This window comes from Pseudomonas sp. Sample_16 (assembly GCF_004307665.1).
Classification (GTDB): Bacteria; Pseudomonadota; Gammaproteobacteria; order Pseudomonadales; family Pseudomonadaceae; genus Aquipseudomonas.
Genome location: NZ_RCOB01000192.1, coordinates 1 through 12,317 on the forward strand (window position 1 = coordinate 1; position 12,317 = coordinate 12,317).

The following is a 12,317-nucleotide window of genomic DNA, read 5'->3' on the forward strand; positions in this document are numbered from 1 at the left end:
ATCGAAAACCGTCGCAGCGAAGGAAGCAGAAGCGGCTAATGCTAGCGGAGCAAGGCCAAAAATGCATCCGGTGCGCTCGTCTAATCTGGTTAAGCTGCAATTTGCGGTGATTGTTGGAGCATTTATGCGGTTGGCCTTGGGGGCACTGCTGTTGATCAGCCTGGACAGTGCGGCTGCGGACGCGCCGTTGCGCTTTGTGGTGCCCGACAGCTGGGCGATGCCGATGGTGCAGCTTGAGCGCGGCCGGCCCACACAAGGCATTCTTTATGACGTGATGCTCAGCCTTGCGACCCAGGTCGGCGTACCGGCCAGGTTTGTTGTATTGCCCCGGGGCCGGGTGCAAAACGCGATGGAACACGGCGAGGTCGATGTTCGCTGCTATGCCGCACAATCGTGGTTACCCAATCAATCCGGCGACTACATCTGGAGCATTCCACTCTGGTCGCAACCTGACCTGCTGATCAGCCGCCCCGCCCAACCCGATCCGGTCATCGCGGCGAGTCTGTCGCCACAATCGATCGGTACGGTTCTGGGCTATAGCTACCCGACTTTGCAACCGCTGTTCGACGCAAAGCGCCTGCACCGCGATGACGCGCGCAATCAGGAACAGGTGCTGGAGAAACTCCAGGCCGGACGCAACCGCTACGCGGTCAGCAACCAATGGACGCTGGACTGGTTCAACCAGCGCCTGCTGCCACAGCAACAATTACTGAGTGTGGCGGTATTGCAGGAGCAGCGTGTCGGCTGCTACGTACGCAACGACCCGGACGTGCCGGTGCAGCGAATTCTGCGCACGTTGGTGCGGATGAAAATGTCCGGCGAAATCGATGACATCATTCGGCTTTATATCGGAGGCAAGCCTTAGCCGGCAGGCGCCAGCGCCCGCCATTGCGACGGTGCGACGTAGCCTGCCACCCAGCCCGGCACGTCGGTGGCCGGCATGGGGCGCGCAATGAAATACCCCTGCGCCACCTCGCACCCCAGCCGCAGCAGTAACTCACCGTGTTCGACACTTTCCAGCCCCTCGGCAATCACCTGTCGGCCAAATGCCTTCGCCAGGCTGATTACTGCAGTGGTCAGAGCCAGATCGTCACCGTCATGCAGGATATCCCTGACAAACGATTTATCGATCTTGATCGTTTGTGTGTGCAACCGTTTGAGGTAGCTGAAGGATGAGAAACCGGTGCCGAAATCACCCAACGAAAACTGCACGCCCAGCGCCTGACAGGCCTGCAAGCAGGCGCTGACGTGCTGAATATTCTCGATGGCCACCGACTCGACGATTTCCAGATCCAGTCTCTGCGCAGGCACTCGCCCATGCCGGGCCAACGCGCTTTCAAGCCGGCCGACAAAATCCGCGCGCTGGAAATGCCGCGCCGCGATGTTCACGCTGACCGGCCAGTCATATCCCTGCAGCTGCCAGACCTCCAGCTGCAACAGCACCTGATCCATCACCCACTCACCAATGTCGACGATCAGATCCGTTTCCTCGACCAAAGGCAAAAACTCCCTGGCAGTCATCATGCCGTTTTGCGGGTGCTTCCAGCGCAGCAATGCCTCGAAGCCGACAACCTCGCCGCGTCGCATGTTGACCTTGGGCTGGAAGTGCAGACGCAACTCATGGTTGATCAGTGCCTGGCGTACCCGTTCGACGGTCTGGTGAGTAGCCTTGACCTCCCGATCCCGGGACACATCGAACAAATGAAAACGCTTGCGCCCGCTTTGCTTGGCCACGTACATGGCTTGATCGGCATGACGCAACAGGGTTTCGGCATCGGCATTGTCATGGGGATACAGCGTGACGCCGATACTGGCATACACATTGATTTCCTTACCGCGCAATGTGTATGGCGCCGAGATCGTGCCCAGGACCCGATTCAATGCCGCATTCAATTCCGGCAGATCGCGCACGTAACGCAACACCAGGACAAACTCGTCACCCGCCAGCCGCGCCACGACATCTTCGGCACGGACGATACCGCGCAATCGTTTGGCCACTTCGACCAGCAAAAGATCGCCGCTGGCATGCCCGTAACCATCGTTGACAGCCTTGAAACCGTCGAGGTCGAGCATGCACACCGCCAGCGGAGTGTTTTCCTGTCGCGAAAACTCCAGCGCCTGATCAAGCAGGTCCGACAGAAACGCGCGATTGGGCAGTCCCGTCAACACATCGTGCCCGACCCGCCATTGCAGGGTATGCAGCAGTTGGCGCTTCTCGCTGATATCGAAGCGGATCGACAAATAACGCTCGACCCGACCGGTGTCTTCATCGAGGACCGGCACCATCGTGCTTTCTACCCAATACAGGCTGCCATTTTTGGCGCGATTGCAGATTTCGCCTTTCCACACATTGCCCATGGCGATGGTGCGCCACATGCCGGCGAAAAACTCGGTCGAATGGGTGCCGGAATTGAGCAGCCGATGATTTTGCCCCAGCAGTTCTTCCCGGCTATACCCGGAAATGGCGCAAAATTGGTCGTTGACGTGGGTTATCCGGCCGGTCAGATCGGTCTCGGAAAAAATCGCGGCGGCATCCACGGCCCTGCGGTACTTCTCATCCATGAGTCAGACTCGCTGTTGCTTACATTGGCGGCGGTGGAGCAGCAAATTAGCGCGGATCATTCGCGCAATATCAGCGCTGCTAAAGGACTCACGCAACCCTGTGAGTAGACGCCATGTCGGCTTTGTTGTCTTGATCGATCTTCCGGGAACCGGTCACCAAGTGCCGGTTTCCGGCGGCGATTCTACGAGATGCATCGCATATTGCAAGGCAAGGTGATCGATCATGGCGCAGTATGATGCAAATCATCTGATGTTTTTACAGCGTCAGCCAAATCGAAAACGACAAAAAACCGCTATGGACAAAATCCATGGCAGCACAGTGAAAGTATTTGAACAGGATAACGCGACAGAGGATTCGCGCTGCGTTATGGAGGCAACCCCACCAGCCACACCCCGGCACACAATGTTCCCGCTGTGGCTGCTTCCTTCCGGATCTGACCAGGTTCACGGGTAATCGTTGCGGGGGGACCGATGGGGTCACCATAACGACGCTCACCTGACGGCGAGCCGCGCCATTGTACCTATCTCAGACGAAGTTACAACCGTTGCGGCGGATTAAAAATATGAGGCCGGTCAAAGACATGCGCGAATGGTGAAAATCGGCTTATGCAGGCGCGAGCCTGCTCGCTCTACAGGTCCTGCACCACTTCGTCCGCCCTGCCGCCCTCGCCCTGGATGACCAGATGAATGAAGTGCAGCTTGGCGATCACCGTCGGCGGCAGCACGAAAGGGTAAAAATCCGGCTGGCCCATGCTGCGCGACAGTTCATTGAGCATGCCGGCCAGTTCGATCCAGGCATTGACGAAAGAGAGAAACGCCGCCCCACCGGGATGCTGCGGATCGTAAAGGGTATCGATCGGAAACGGCTGATAATCGAGGTCCATTTCCCGCGCACTCATGCCGAACCCCAGTGCCGTATCGACTGCATCCATCATGTGCAGGTAATGCGCCCAGGTTTCAGCCCAGTCCTCCCAAGGATGCATGGTGGCATAGGCACTGACACAGGATTGCTGCCAATCAAGCGGTGCGCCCTGCTGATAATGTCGTTCAAGGGCATCGGTGTAGCTGGCACGCTCATCACCGAACAAGCCGCGGAACGCTTGCAGCCAATCACTATTGGCGATCAGACGGTCCCAGTAGTAATGCCCGACTTCGTGACGAAAATGCCCGAGCAATGTGCGATAGGGTTCGTGTAGCTGTACCCGCATCTGCTCGCGATGAGCATCGTCAGCTTCTTCGATGTCGAGGGTGATCAGGCCATTGGCGTGACCGGTGGTGGGCGACTTGCCTTCGAGGTCGACGCCAATGAAATCGAAGGCCAGACCGGTTTCTTCATCGACCGTCTTGGGTATCACCTGCAACCCCAGGCTGACCAATTGCGCGACCAGCCGCCGCTTGGCGGTTTCCATCTTGCGCCAGCGCTCATGGTTTTCGGCTATCGATAAATCGGGAATGGTGCGATTCAGGCTACACGCGATGCACAACACATCGTGGTCATTGGCAGGCAGCAGCCAATTGCACGCTGCCGGGGAATCAAGGTTGGCGCAACGACGAAACAAACCGGCTGCGGGATCGGCATCAAGCCACCAGCTATCCGGCTGATCGCCGGGCTGCAACGATGACAGACGGCTCTCCTGCGGCTGATAGCCCAGCGCCGCCGAACAGGCCAGGCACTGGCTATTGCGAAAGAACAGCGACTGCCCGCATCGACACGGCCAGATCTTGCTGTTGCGCGAACTCTCCCCCATGAAGGGCGCCGCGATGCGTGAGCTGAGCTGTTCGAAGAAGCGGTACATGACGATCTCTCCCTGGGGCTTGCCAAGACTAGATCATTGCGGACACTGGATCGTTCCCACGCTCTGCGTGGGAACTCAAGCCAGGACACTCCGCGCCCCCTTCAGCGCCCGAACGCAGAGCGTCCGTTGGGGCATTCCCACGCGGAGCGTGGGAACGATCACAGAGCGGCGGCGGGACGGCCCCTACAGCTTATATTGCTGCTCAGTCCACCTTGCCGAACCCGCGCAATGTTTCAACAAACGCCTCTTCATCCAGCACCTTCAAGCCCAGCTCATTGGCCTTGGTCAACTTCGAACCGGCGCCCGGCCCCGCCACTACGCAATGGGTCTTGGCGGACACGGAACCCGCCACCTTGGCACCAAGGCTTTCGAGTTTGTCCTTGGCCACATCGCGACTCATCAGCTCCAGCGAGCCGGTGAGCACCCAGGTTTGCCCAGCCAATGGCAGGCCTTCGACGATTTTCTTTTCGCTGCGCCAGTGCATGCCGAAATCGGCCAGCTGTTTTTCAGCCGCTTCGGCGAGTCGACGATTTTCCTCGATGGTAAAAAACTCCCGAACCGAATTGGCCTGCTTCTCCGGCAACGCCTGACGCATATCCAGCCAATCGGCACCGATGACCGCTTGCAGCGAGCCGAATTTCTCGGCCAGTTTCTGCGCCCCGCCCGGCCCCACCGAAGGAATGTGCAGCTTGTCGAGGAAACCGCCCAGGGTGGTGCTGGCGGCGAACTCGGCGCCGAGTTCGCCCTGATCCTGGATCTGCAGCCCGTGCTTGAGCAAAGCTGTGATCACTTGCCGGTTATGGGCATCCTCGAAGAAGCTGTGGATCTCGTGGGCCACTTCCAGCCCGACATCCGGCAAATACGTGAGCACTTGTGGCAATGCCTGCTGCACCCGCTCCAACGAACCGAGGGAACGCGCCAGGACCTTGGCCGTCTCTTCGCCGACATCGGGAATCCCGAGGGCATAGATGAACCGCGCCAGCCCCGGCGTCTTGCTGTCGGTGATGGCACTGAGCAGTTTGTTGCTCGACACCTCGGCAAAGCCTTCCAGATCGACGATGTCGTCGAACTTCAGGGCATACAGATCGGCCGGCGAACTGACCAACCCTTCGTCCACCAATTGCTCGACACTCTTGTCGCCCAAGCCTTCGATATCCATCGCCCGTCGCGAGACGAAGTGGATGATCGCCTGCTTGAGTTGCGCGCCACAGGCCAGTCGGCCGACGCAGCGGTACACCGCGCCTTCGCTGACCGTCTCGCGGCCCTTGCTGCGCTTGACCAGTTGCGTACGCTCGACGTGGGAACCACAGACCGGGCATTGCTCGGGAATCTGCACCGGCCGGGCGTTATCCGGACGGCGTTCGAGCACTACCTGCACCACTTGCGGAATCACATCACCCGCTCGGCGGATGATCACCGTATCACCGATCATCAACCCCAGGCGCGCCACTTCATCCATGTTGTGCAGCGTCGCGTTGGCAACGGTGACGCCGGCAACCTTGACCGGTTTCAGTCGCGCCACCGGCGTCACGGCGCCGGTACGACCGACCTGGAATTCCACGTCGAGCAACTCGGTGAGTTCTTCCATGGCCGGGAATTTATGGGCGATGGCCCAGCGCGGTTCGCGGGCGCGGAAACCCAGTTCCCGCTGTGAAGCGATGCTATTGACCTTGAACACCACACCGTCGATTTCATAAGGCAACGCATTGCGACGCTCACCGATATCGCGATAATACGCCAGGCACTCATCGATCCCGTTCGCCCGCTTCAGCTCATGGCTGATCGGCAAGCCCCAGACCTTGAGCTGTTGCAGATTGCCGATGTGTGTATCGGCAATGTCCGCCGACACCTGGCCAATGCCGTAGCAGCAGAACTCCAGTGGCCGGTTGGCGGTGATTTTCGAATCCAGCTGTCGCAGACTGCCCGCCGCCGCGTTGCGCGGGTTGGCGAAAGTCTTGCCGCCCACCTCCAGTTGCGTGGCGTTAAGCCGCTCGAACCCGGCCTTGGACATGAACACTTCACCACGCACTTCCAGCGTCGCCGGCCACCCAGTGCCGTGCAACTTCAGCGGAATGTTGCGCACAGTGCGCACGTTGACACTGATGTCTTCGCCAGTGGTGCCATCGCCGCGCGTGGCGCCACGCACCAGTACGCCGTCCTGATACAGGAGACTGACCGCCAGGCCATCGAGTTTGGGTTCGCAGCTGTACTCCACCGCCGCGCCGCCACCGAACAGATCGCCAACCGGCAGATCCAGACCTTCGGTGACCCGTCGATCGAACTCGCGCATGTCGGTTTCTTCGAACGCGTTGCCAAGGCTGAGCATCGGCACTTCATGGCGCACCTGAGTGAATGCCGACAACGCCGCGCTGCCCACTCGCTGGGTTGGCGAGTCACTGGTCACCAGCTCTGGATGAGCGGCTTCCAGGTCCTTGAGCTCGTGAAACAACCGATCGTACTCGGCGTCCGGAATGCTCGGCTCGTCCAGCACGTGATAGCGATAGTTGTGCTGATCCAGCTCGGTACGCAGCTCTAGAATGCGGTTTTTGGCGGCAGTCATGGGTGTTCTCTCATAAAGCAAAAGAGCAGCCGAGGCTGCTCAATTTTCTAAATACAGTAGCTCAAGGCTATGGACATTGTGGCGAGGGAGCTTGCTCCCTCGCCACAACAAGCTCCTGTGTCACAGAAGCCTGCCCCGTCCATTCAATATCAGCGCTTCTGGGTCAGGGCGCGGCGCTCGAACTCGACGATGCGCTGACGATAATGCTCGATCGTCTGGGCGGTCAGCACGCTGCGCTGGTCGTCTTTCAATTCGCCGTTCAACTCTTGCGACAGTTTGCGCGCTGCAGCCACCATCACGTCAAAGGCTTGCTTGGGATGACGCGGGCCTGGCAAACCGAGGAAGAAGCTTACCGCCGGAGTGCTGAAGTGGTCGATGTCGTCCAGATCGAACACACCTGGCTTGACCGCGTTGGCCATGGAGAACAGCACCTCGCCGTTGCCCGCCATGCTTTCGTGACGATGGAAGATGTCCATCTCGCCAAAACGCAGGCCGCTTTCGAGGATGTTCTGCAACAACGCCGGTCCTTTGAAACCTGCTGCGTCGCGGCAAATGACACTGATCACCAGCACTTCTTCAGCCTGGGGCTGCTCTTTCTCGCTGACCGATGGAGAGGGTTTGGTGTCATCCGGAAAATCGTCGTCACGACTGCTGAAGCTCGGACCGCCGTCCAGATCCAGGCTGAGGTTCATGTCGCCCTGAGCCGGCTCGCCATGACTACGCTTGCCGCGTTTGGAGCCCGACTCACGCGGTTCACGTGCCGGCATGCTCACCGAAGGCAAGTCGTGTTCGTCCAGTTGCGGTTCCTTGTGGGAATCCAGCACACGGGGCGGACCCAACAACTCGGCGCTGGTGTCTTCGTCCGGAAGATTGGACAGACTTCGATCAAGACGGAATTTCAATTTTCCCTTGCCGCCGCGCATCCGGCGCCAGCCATCAAAAAGAATACCGGCAATGACAATAATGCCGATGACGATCAGCCACTCGCGCAGACCGATTTCCATGTAATCCCGTGCCTCTATAAAAAATGCTGAAAAATAAGGGGTTTACAAGCTGCAAACCGCTTTAAAACGTGGCGCCAACTCTATGTTCTGACAGGCGTTTTGCCCACGTATACGAAAAATTGACATTAAACTAGCACGACCAAAGGCAACTTTACACCGTCTGTCACTATGGCTTGCGCGAATATGTCGATTAGCCAGCAAGTCAACGCAAGCAAAAAAGTCCGATAACCCTGTAGTACCTGTCTTACAGATACAACTCAGGCATCCACCATTGCCATCGCCTCCTCGACATCCACGGCCACCAGACGCGAACAACCGGGCTCATGCATCGTCACCCCCATCAGTTGTTCGGCCATTTCCATGGCGATCTTGTTGTGGGTGATATAGATGAATTGCACCGTTTGCGACATCTCTTTGACCAGCCTTGCATAGCGTCCAACGTTAGCGTCATCCAATGGCGCGTCAACTTCATCGAGCATGCAGAACGGCGCCGGGTTCAACTTGAAGATCGCAAAAACCAGAGCCAATGCGGTCAGGGCCTTTTCGCCACCGGAGAGCAAATGGATGGTGCTGTTCTTCTTTCCTGGCGGCTGCGCCATGATCGTTACCCCTGTATCGAGTAGATCTTCGCCCGTCAGTTCCAAATACGCGCGACCGCCACCGAAAACTTTTGGGAAAAGCGCCTGTAAACCGCCATTGATCTGATCAAAGGTATCCTTGAAACGGTTTCGGGTTTCCTTGTCGATCTTGCGAATCACGTTTTCCAGGGTCTCCAGTGCTTCCACCAGATCGGCGTCCTGGGCATCCAGATAACGTTTACGCTCCGATTGTTGCTGGTATTCGTCGATGGCCGCCAGGTTGATCGCACCGAGGCGCGCAATCCGCGCCGCAATGCGTTCGAGCTCTTCCTCGGCAGCTTTCTCGCTGGCTTCGGCTGTCAGCGTGGCGAGTACGCCGTGCAGATCGTAGCCGTCCTCCAGCAACTGATCCTGCAAAGCCTTGCGGCGCACGGTCAACGCCTGCCATTCCATGCGTTGCTGTTCGAGTTGACCGCGGATCAGCTGTGATTGCTGCTCAGCCTGGTTGCGGCGTTTTTCCGCATCACGCAGTTCACGATCGGCATCTTCCAAGGCGATCTGTGCGGTCTTGAGCTCTTCGTCGACGGTCATGCGTTTGTCGAGCAATTCCTCAAGTTTCAAACGCAGCTCTTCCAGCGGTGCCTCGCCCTCCTCCAGATTGAGGCTCAATTGCTCGCGCTTTTCGGTCAGGCGTTCAGACTGCATTTCCAGGCGTTCGAGCGCCTGTCGCGTCGAATCGTGCTGAGCCTTCAGCGAGCCCAACCGCACCGCCAGTTGATGGGCGTGATCCTTGTGCTGCCGCGCTTCCTGGCGCACCCGGTCAAGGCGTTCGCGCAGACTGTCGCGCTGGGCCAGCAGTAATTCGCGCTGCTCGGTGTCCAGCGCCATGCTGTCCAGAGCTTCCTGCAACTGCAGACGCGCTTCGCCGATGTTTTCGTGTTCCAACGCACGCTGTTCGTCCAGCTCAATGAGCTCTTCGTCGAGGCGAGTGCGGCGCAGGCTCAACTGTTCGGCCTTGGCCTTACCGGCCGACAATTGGGCTTTCAATTCACCCTGCTGACGGGCTTCGTCTTGCAGCAAACGGCGCAAATGTTCACGGCCGTTCTCCTGCTGGCGCTGTTGCGCGCGCAGGTTCTGCAACTGGCTTTCGAGGTTTTCGACGGCGGCTTCGCGCTCTTCACGCTCAAGGCCAAGCGCCTGGATTTCCTGGCCACGGGCCAACACACCGCTTTCTGCTTCGCTGGCCCGGCGTACCCGCAGGAAATGCCGGCCAACCCAGAAACCGTCGCGACTGATCAGGCTTTGGCCAACGCCCAACTGCCCGCGCAAGGCCAGCGCCTGCTCAAGATTTTCAACCGGTTTGACCTGCCCCAACCAAGGCGACAGATCAATCTGTGCCTCGACCTTGTCGAGCAGGCTGCCCGGCACCCGCACGCCGTCGCCAGCGGGGCTGAGCAAGCGCAAATCGCCCTGGGCAAACCCGGCCAGATCAAAATCATTGAAGTCGTCTACCAGCACGGCCTGCAAGTCGGCGCCCAGGACGGTTTCCACCGCAAGCTCCCAACCTGCTTCGACCTTCAGGCCCTCGGCCAGACGCGGGCGATCCGCGAGGTGCTGCTCACGCAGCCATTCGGCGGTGCCGGTGCCGGGATCGAGCGCGGCTTGTTGCAAGGCTTCCAGCGACGCCAGACGCCCATTGAGCCGCTGCAGGTCGCCCTGGGCCTGTTGCTGCGCCGTCAGCGTTTGTTGCAATTGCTGACGCAGTTGCTCGAGTTTTTCGACCTGGGCTTCTTCGCTGGTCTGCAAATCCTCGAGGGTCGCCTCGGATTCAGCGAGCTGTTCGCTGAGCGCCATGATCGCTGCGTCTTCCGGATCTGCCGAGAGCAACGCGCGTTCTTCGCCAAGACGTTTCTGACGATCTGCCAAGCGCTCCAGACTGGTTTCCAGTTGCTGAATCCGCGACTGCTGCACTTCAGCCTGACGGCGCGGTTCGGCGGCGCTGAGGTTGAAGGCATCCCACTGCTCTTGCCAGCCGTGCATGGTGGTTTCAGATTCTTCCAGTGCCGCGGCGGCCTCTTCGGCGGCGGCGCTGGTGACTTCCTGTTCCGGCGTGAGCATGTCGAGCTCTTCGCCGAGGGTCAACAGCAACGTGCGGTCGTGCCCCAGGTGAGATTCGGTTTCCAGCCGCGCGCGCTCGGCTTCTTTCAAGTCGTCCTGCAACTGACGCAGGCGCTGCTGGCCGTGCTGAATGCTCTGCTCGACCCGAGCGATGTCGCCGCCGACCGAATAGAAGCGTCCCTGCACCAGATTGAAGCGTTCAGAGAGCTCGTGATGACCATCGCGCAAGCGCTCGATGCTGGCATCGGCGTTGCGCTGCTCGGCCACCAAGGCTTCGAAACTGATTTCCTGGGTACCGATGATCGCTTCGCGCTGACCGACCTGATCGTTCAAGTCCTGCCAGCGCAGTGCCGACAACTGCGCCTTGAGCTGACGCTCCTCGCTTTTGCATTCCTGATATTTCTTGGCCGCCTCGGCCTGGCGGTGCAAGCGTTCCAGCTGACGCGTCAGCTCTTCACGCAGGTCAGTCAGGCGTTCGAGGTTTTCGTGGGTGCGGCGGATGCGGTTTTCGGTCTCGCGCCGGCGCTCCTTGTACTTGGAAATGCCCGCGGCTTCTTCGATGAAGTTTCGCAGGTCTTCGGGCTTGGACTCGATCAGCTTGGAGATCATCCCCTGCTCGATGATCGAGTAGCTGCGCGGGCCGAGGCCGGTGCCGAGGAAGATGTCAGTGATGTCGCGGCGACGGCATTTGGTGCCGTTGAGGTAATAGGTGGTCTGGCTGTCGCGGGTCACTTTGCGACGAATGGAAATTTCCGCATAAGCGGCGTATTCGCCGAGCAATGTACCGTCGGAGTTATCGAACACCAGCTCGATGCTCGCCTGGCTCACCGGCTTGCGGCTGGTGGAGCCGTTGAAGATGACGTCGGTCATCGACTCGCCACGCAGGTTCTTGGCCGAACTCTCGCCCATCACCCAACGCACGGCGTCGATAATGTTCGACTTGCCGCAACCATTGGGTCCGACCACCGCCGCCATGTTGCTGGGGAAGTTCACCGTGGTCGGATCGACGAAGGATTTGAACCCCGCCAGCTTGATGCATTTGAGCCGCAAGATCAGGCGTCCGTCAGGGCGGAGATCACCAGATCGCAGCTGCGCTGGCCGTAGGCGATCAGCACTTCGCGGATCTGAGCGTAGTCCCGGGCAATCACCGCCGCGAGCAGACGCTCGAACAGCTCCAGATATTCGCTCATCGAGGCCTTGCGCTGATCCAGGGCAAGGAAATAGGCACGGCTCATGGCCGGCTGCAGATTCTCGACGGTTTCCTGCAAATACGGATTGTTGGCGAACGAATACGTGGCGCGCATCACATTGAAGCTTTCATCGACGAAGGTATGGATGTCCTGGCGTTCGTAGCTGGCGGTAAGCCGCTGCTGAATCTGCACGAACGGCGCCAGGTCGGCCTGGACTTTCCAGCCGGTGGCCACGGCATTGGCGAGCAGGATGTACATCTCGCCCATCAGCGTGCACAGGCTCCGTACCTTGTGCGCGGTGAGCTCGGTCACGTGGGCGCCACGTCGCGGCAGGATCGCAATCAGGTGGCGACGCTCAAGGATCAGCAAGGCCTCACGGACCGAGCCGCGGCTGACATTGAGTGCCAGCGTGACCTTCTGTTCCTGGATGCGCTCTCCGGGCTTCATTTCGCCGCGAATGATGCGTTCGGCGAGGTGGTGAGCGATTTGCTCGGCGAGGCTGTCCGGCG

Annotated in this window: 7 protein-coding genes and 1 other RNA gene; 1 reads left to right on the plus strand and 7 read right to left on the minus strand. The window is 59.4% G+C overall.

What is annotated here, in order from left to right; all coding sequences use genetic code 11:
* Positions 1-124: 124 nt before the first annotated feature.
* Positions 125-865 carry a transporter substrate-binding domain-containing protein gene (locus D8U69_RS25380; RefSeq protein ID WP_130908419.1) on the plus strand — a complete coding sequence of 247 codons (741 nt, stop codon included), beginning with the start codon at positions 125-127 and terminating at the stop codon, positions 863-865.
* Here D8U69_RS25380 and D8U69_RS25385 read toward each other — a convergent pair.
* From D8U69_RS25385 to D8U69_RS25415, 7 genes are all read right to left on the minus strand, one after another.
* A complete protein-coding gene (locus D8U69_RS25385) occupies positions 862-2,562 on the minus strand; it encodes a GGDEF and EAL domain-containing protein (protein ID WP_130908420.1) in 1,701 nt (566 codons plus the stop codon). The two genes, D8U69_RS25380 and D8U69_RS25385, sit on opposite strands and share 4 nt — an antisense overlap.
* Positions 2,563-2,939: 377 nt before the next feature.
* Positions 2,940-3,036, minus strand: an RNA gene (ffs, locus tag D8U69_RS25390) — signal recognition particle sRNA small type.
* Positions 3,037-3,191: 155 nt separating this feature from the next.
* The gene (locus D8U69_RS25395; protein ID WP_056856983.1) at positions 3,192-4,358 is read right to left on the minus strand and encodes a putative zinc-binding metallopeptidase; all 1,167 of its coding nucleotides are present in this window, start codon (positions 4,356-4,358) and stop codon (positions 3,192-3,194) included.
* Positions 4,359-4,560: 202 nt separating this feature from the next.
* Entirely contained in the window at positions 4,561-6,918 is a 2,358-nt protein-coding gene (gene ligA / locus D8U69_RS25400; protein ID WP_056856982.1) for an NAD-dependent DNA ligase LigA, read from the minus strand.
* Positions 6,919-7,067: 149 nt separating this feature from the next.
* Positions 7,068-7,922: a cell division protein ZipA gene (gene zipA / locus D8U69_RS25405; protein WP_056856981.1), complete on the minus strand. Its 855-nt coding sequence runs from the start codon at positions 7,920-7,922 to the stop codon at positions 7,068-7,070.
* 257 nt (positions 7,923-8,179) lie between these two features.
* Entirely contained in the window at positions 8,180-11,668 is a 3,489-nt protein-coding gene (gene smc, locus D8U69_RS25410) for a chromosome segregation protein SMC (RefSeq protein WP_130908421.1), read from the minus strand.
* 2 nt (positions 11,669-11,670) lie between these two features.
* On the minus strand, positions 11,671-12,317 hold a 647-nt coding region (locus tag D8U69_RS25415; protein WP_130908422.1), incomplete at its 5' end, for a GntR family transcriptional regulator.

Excerpts from the sequence above, each read along its gene's own strand:
- D8U69_RS25380 (WP_130908419.1), top strand. The coding sequence starts at position 125 with ATGCGGTTGGCCTTGGGGGCACTGCTGTTGATCAGCCTGGACAGTGCG.
- D8U69_RS25385 (WP_130908420.1), bottom strand. The coding sequence starts at position 2,562 with ATGGATGAGAAGTACCGCAGGGCCGTGGATGCCGCCGCGATTTTTTCC.
- D8U69_RS25395 (WP_056856983.1), bottom strand. The coding sequence starts at position 4,358 with ATGTACCGCTTCTTCGAACAGCTCAGCTCACGCATCGCGGCGCCCTTC.
- ligA (WP_056856982.1), bottom strand. The coding sequence starts at position 6,918 with ATGACTGCCGCCAAAAACCGCATTCTAGAGCTGCGTACCGAGCTGGAT.
- zipA (WP_056856981.1), bottom strand. The coding sequence starts at position 7,922 with ATGGAAATCGGTCTGCGCGAGTGGCTGATCGTCATCGGCATTATTGTC.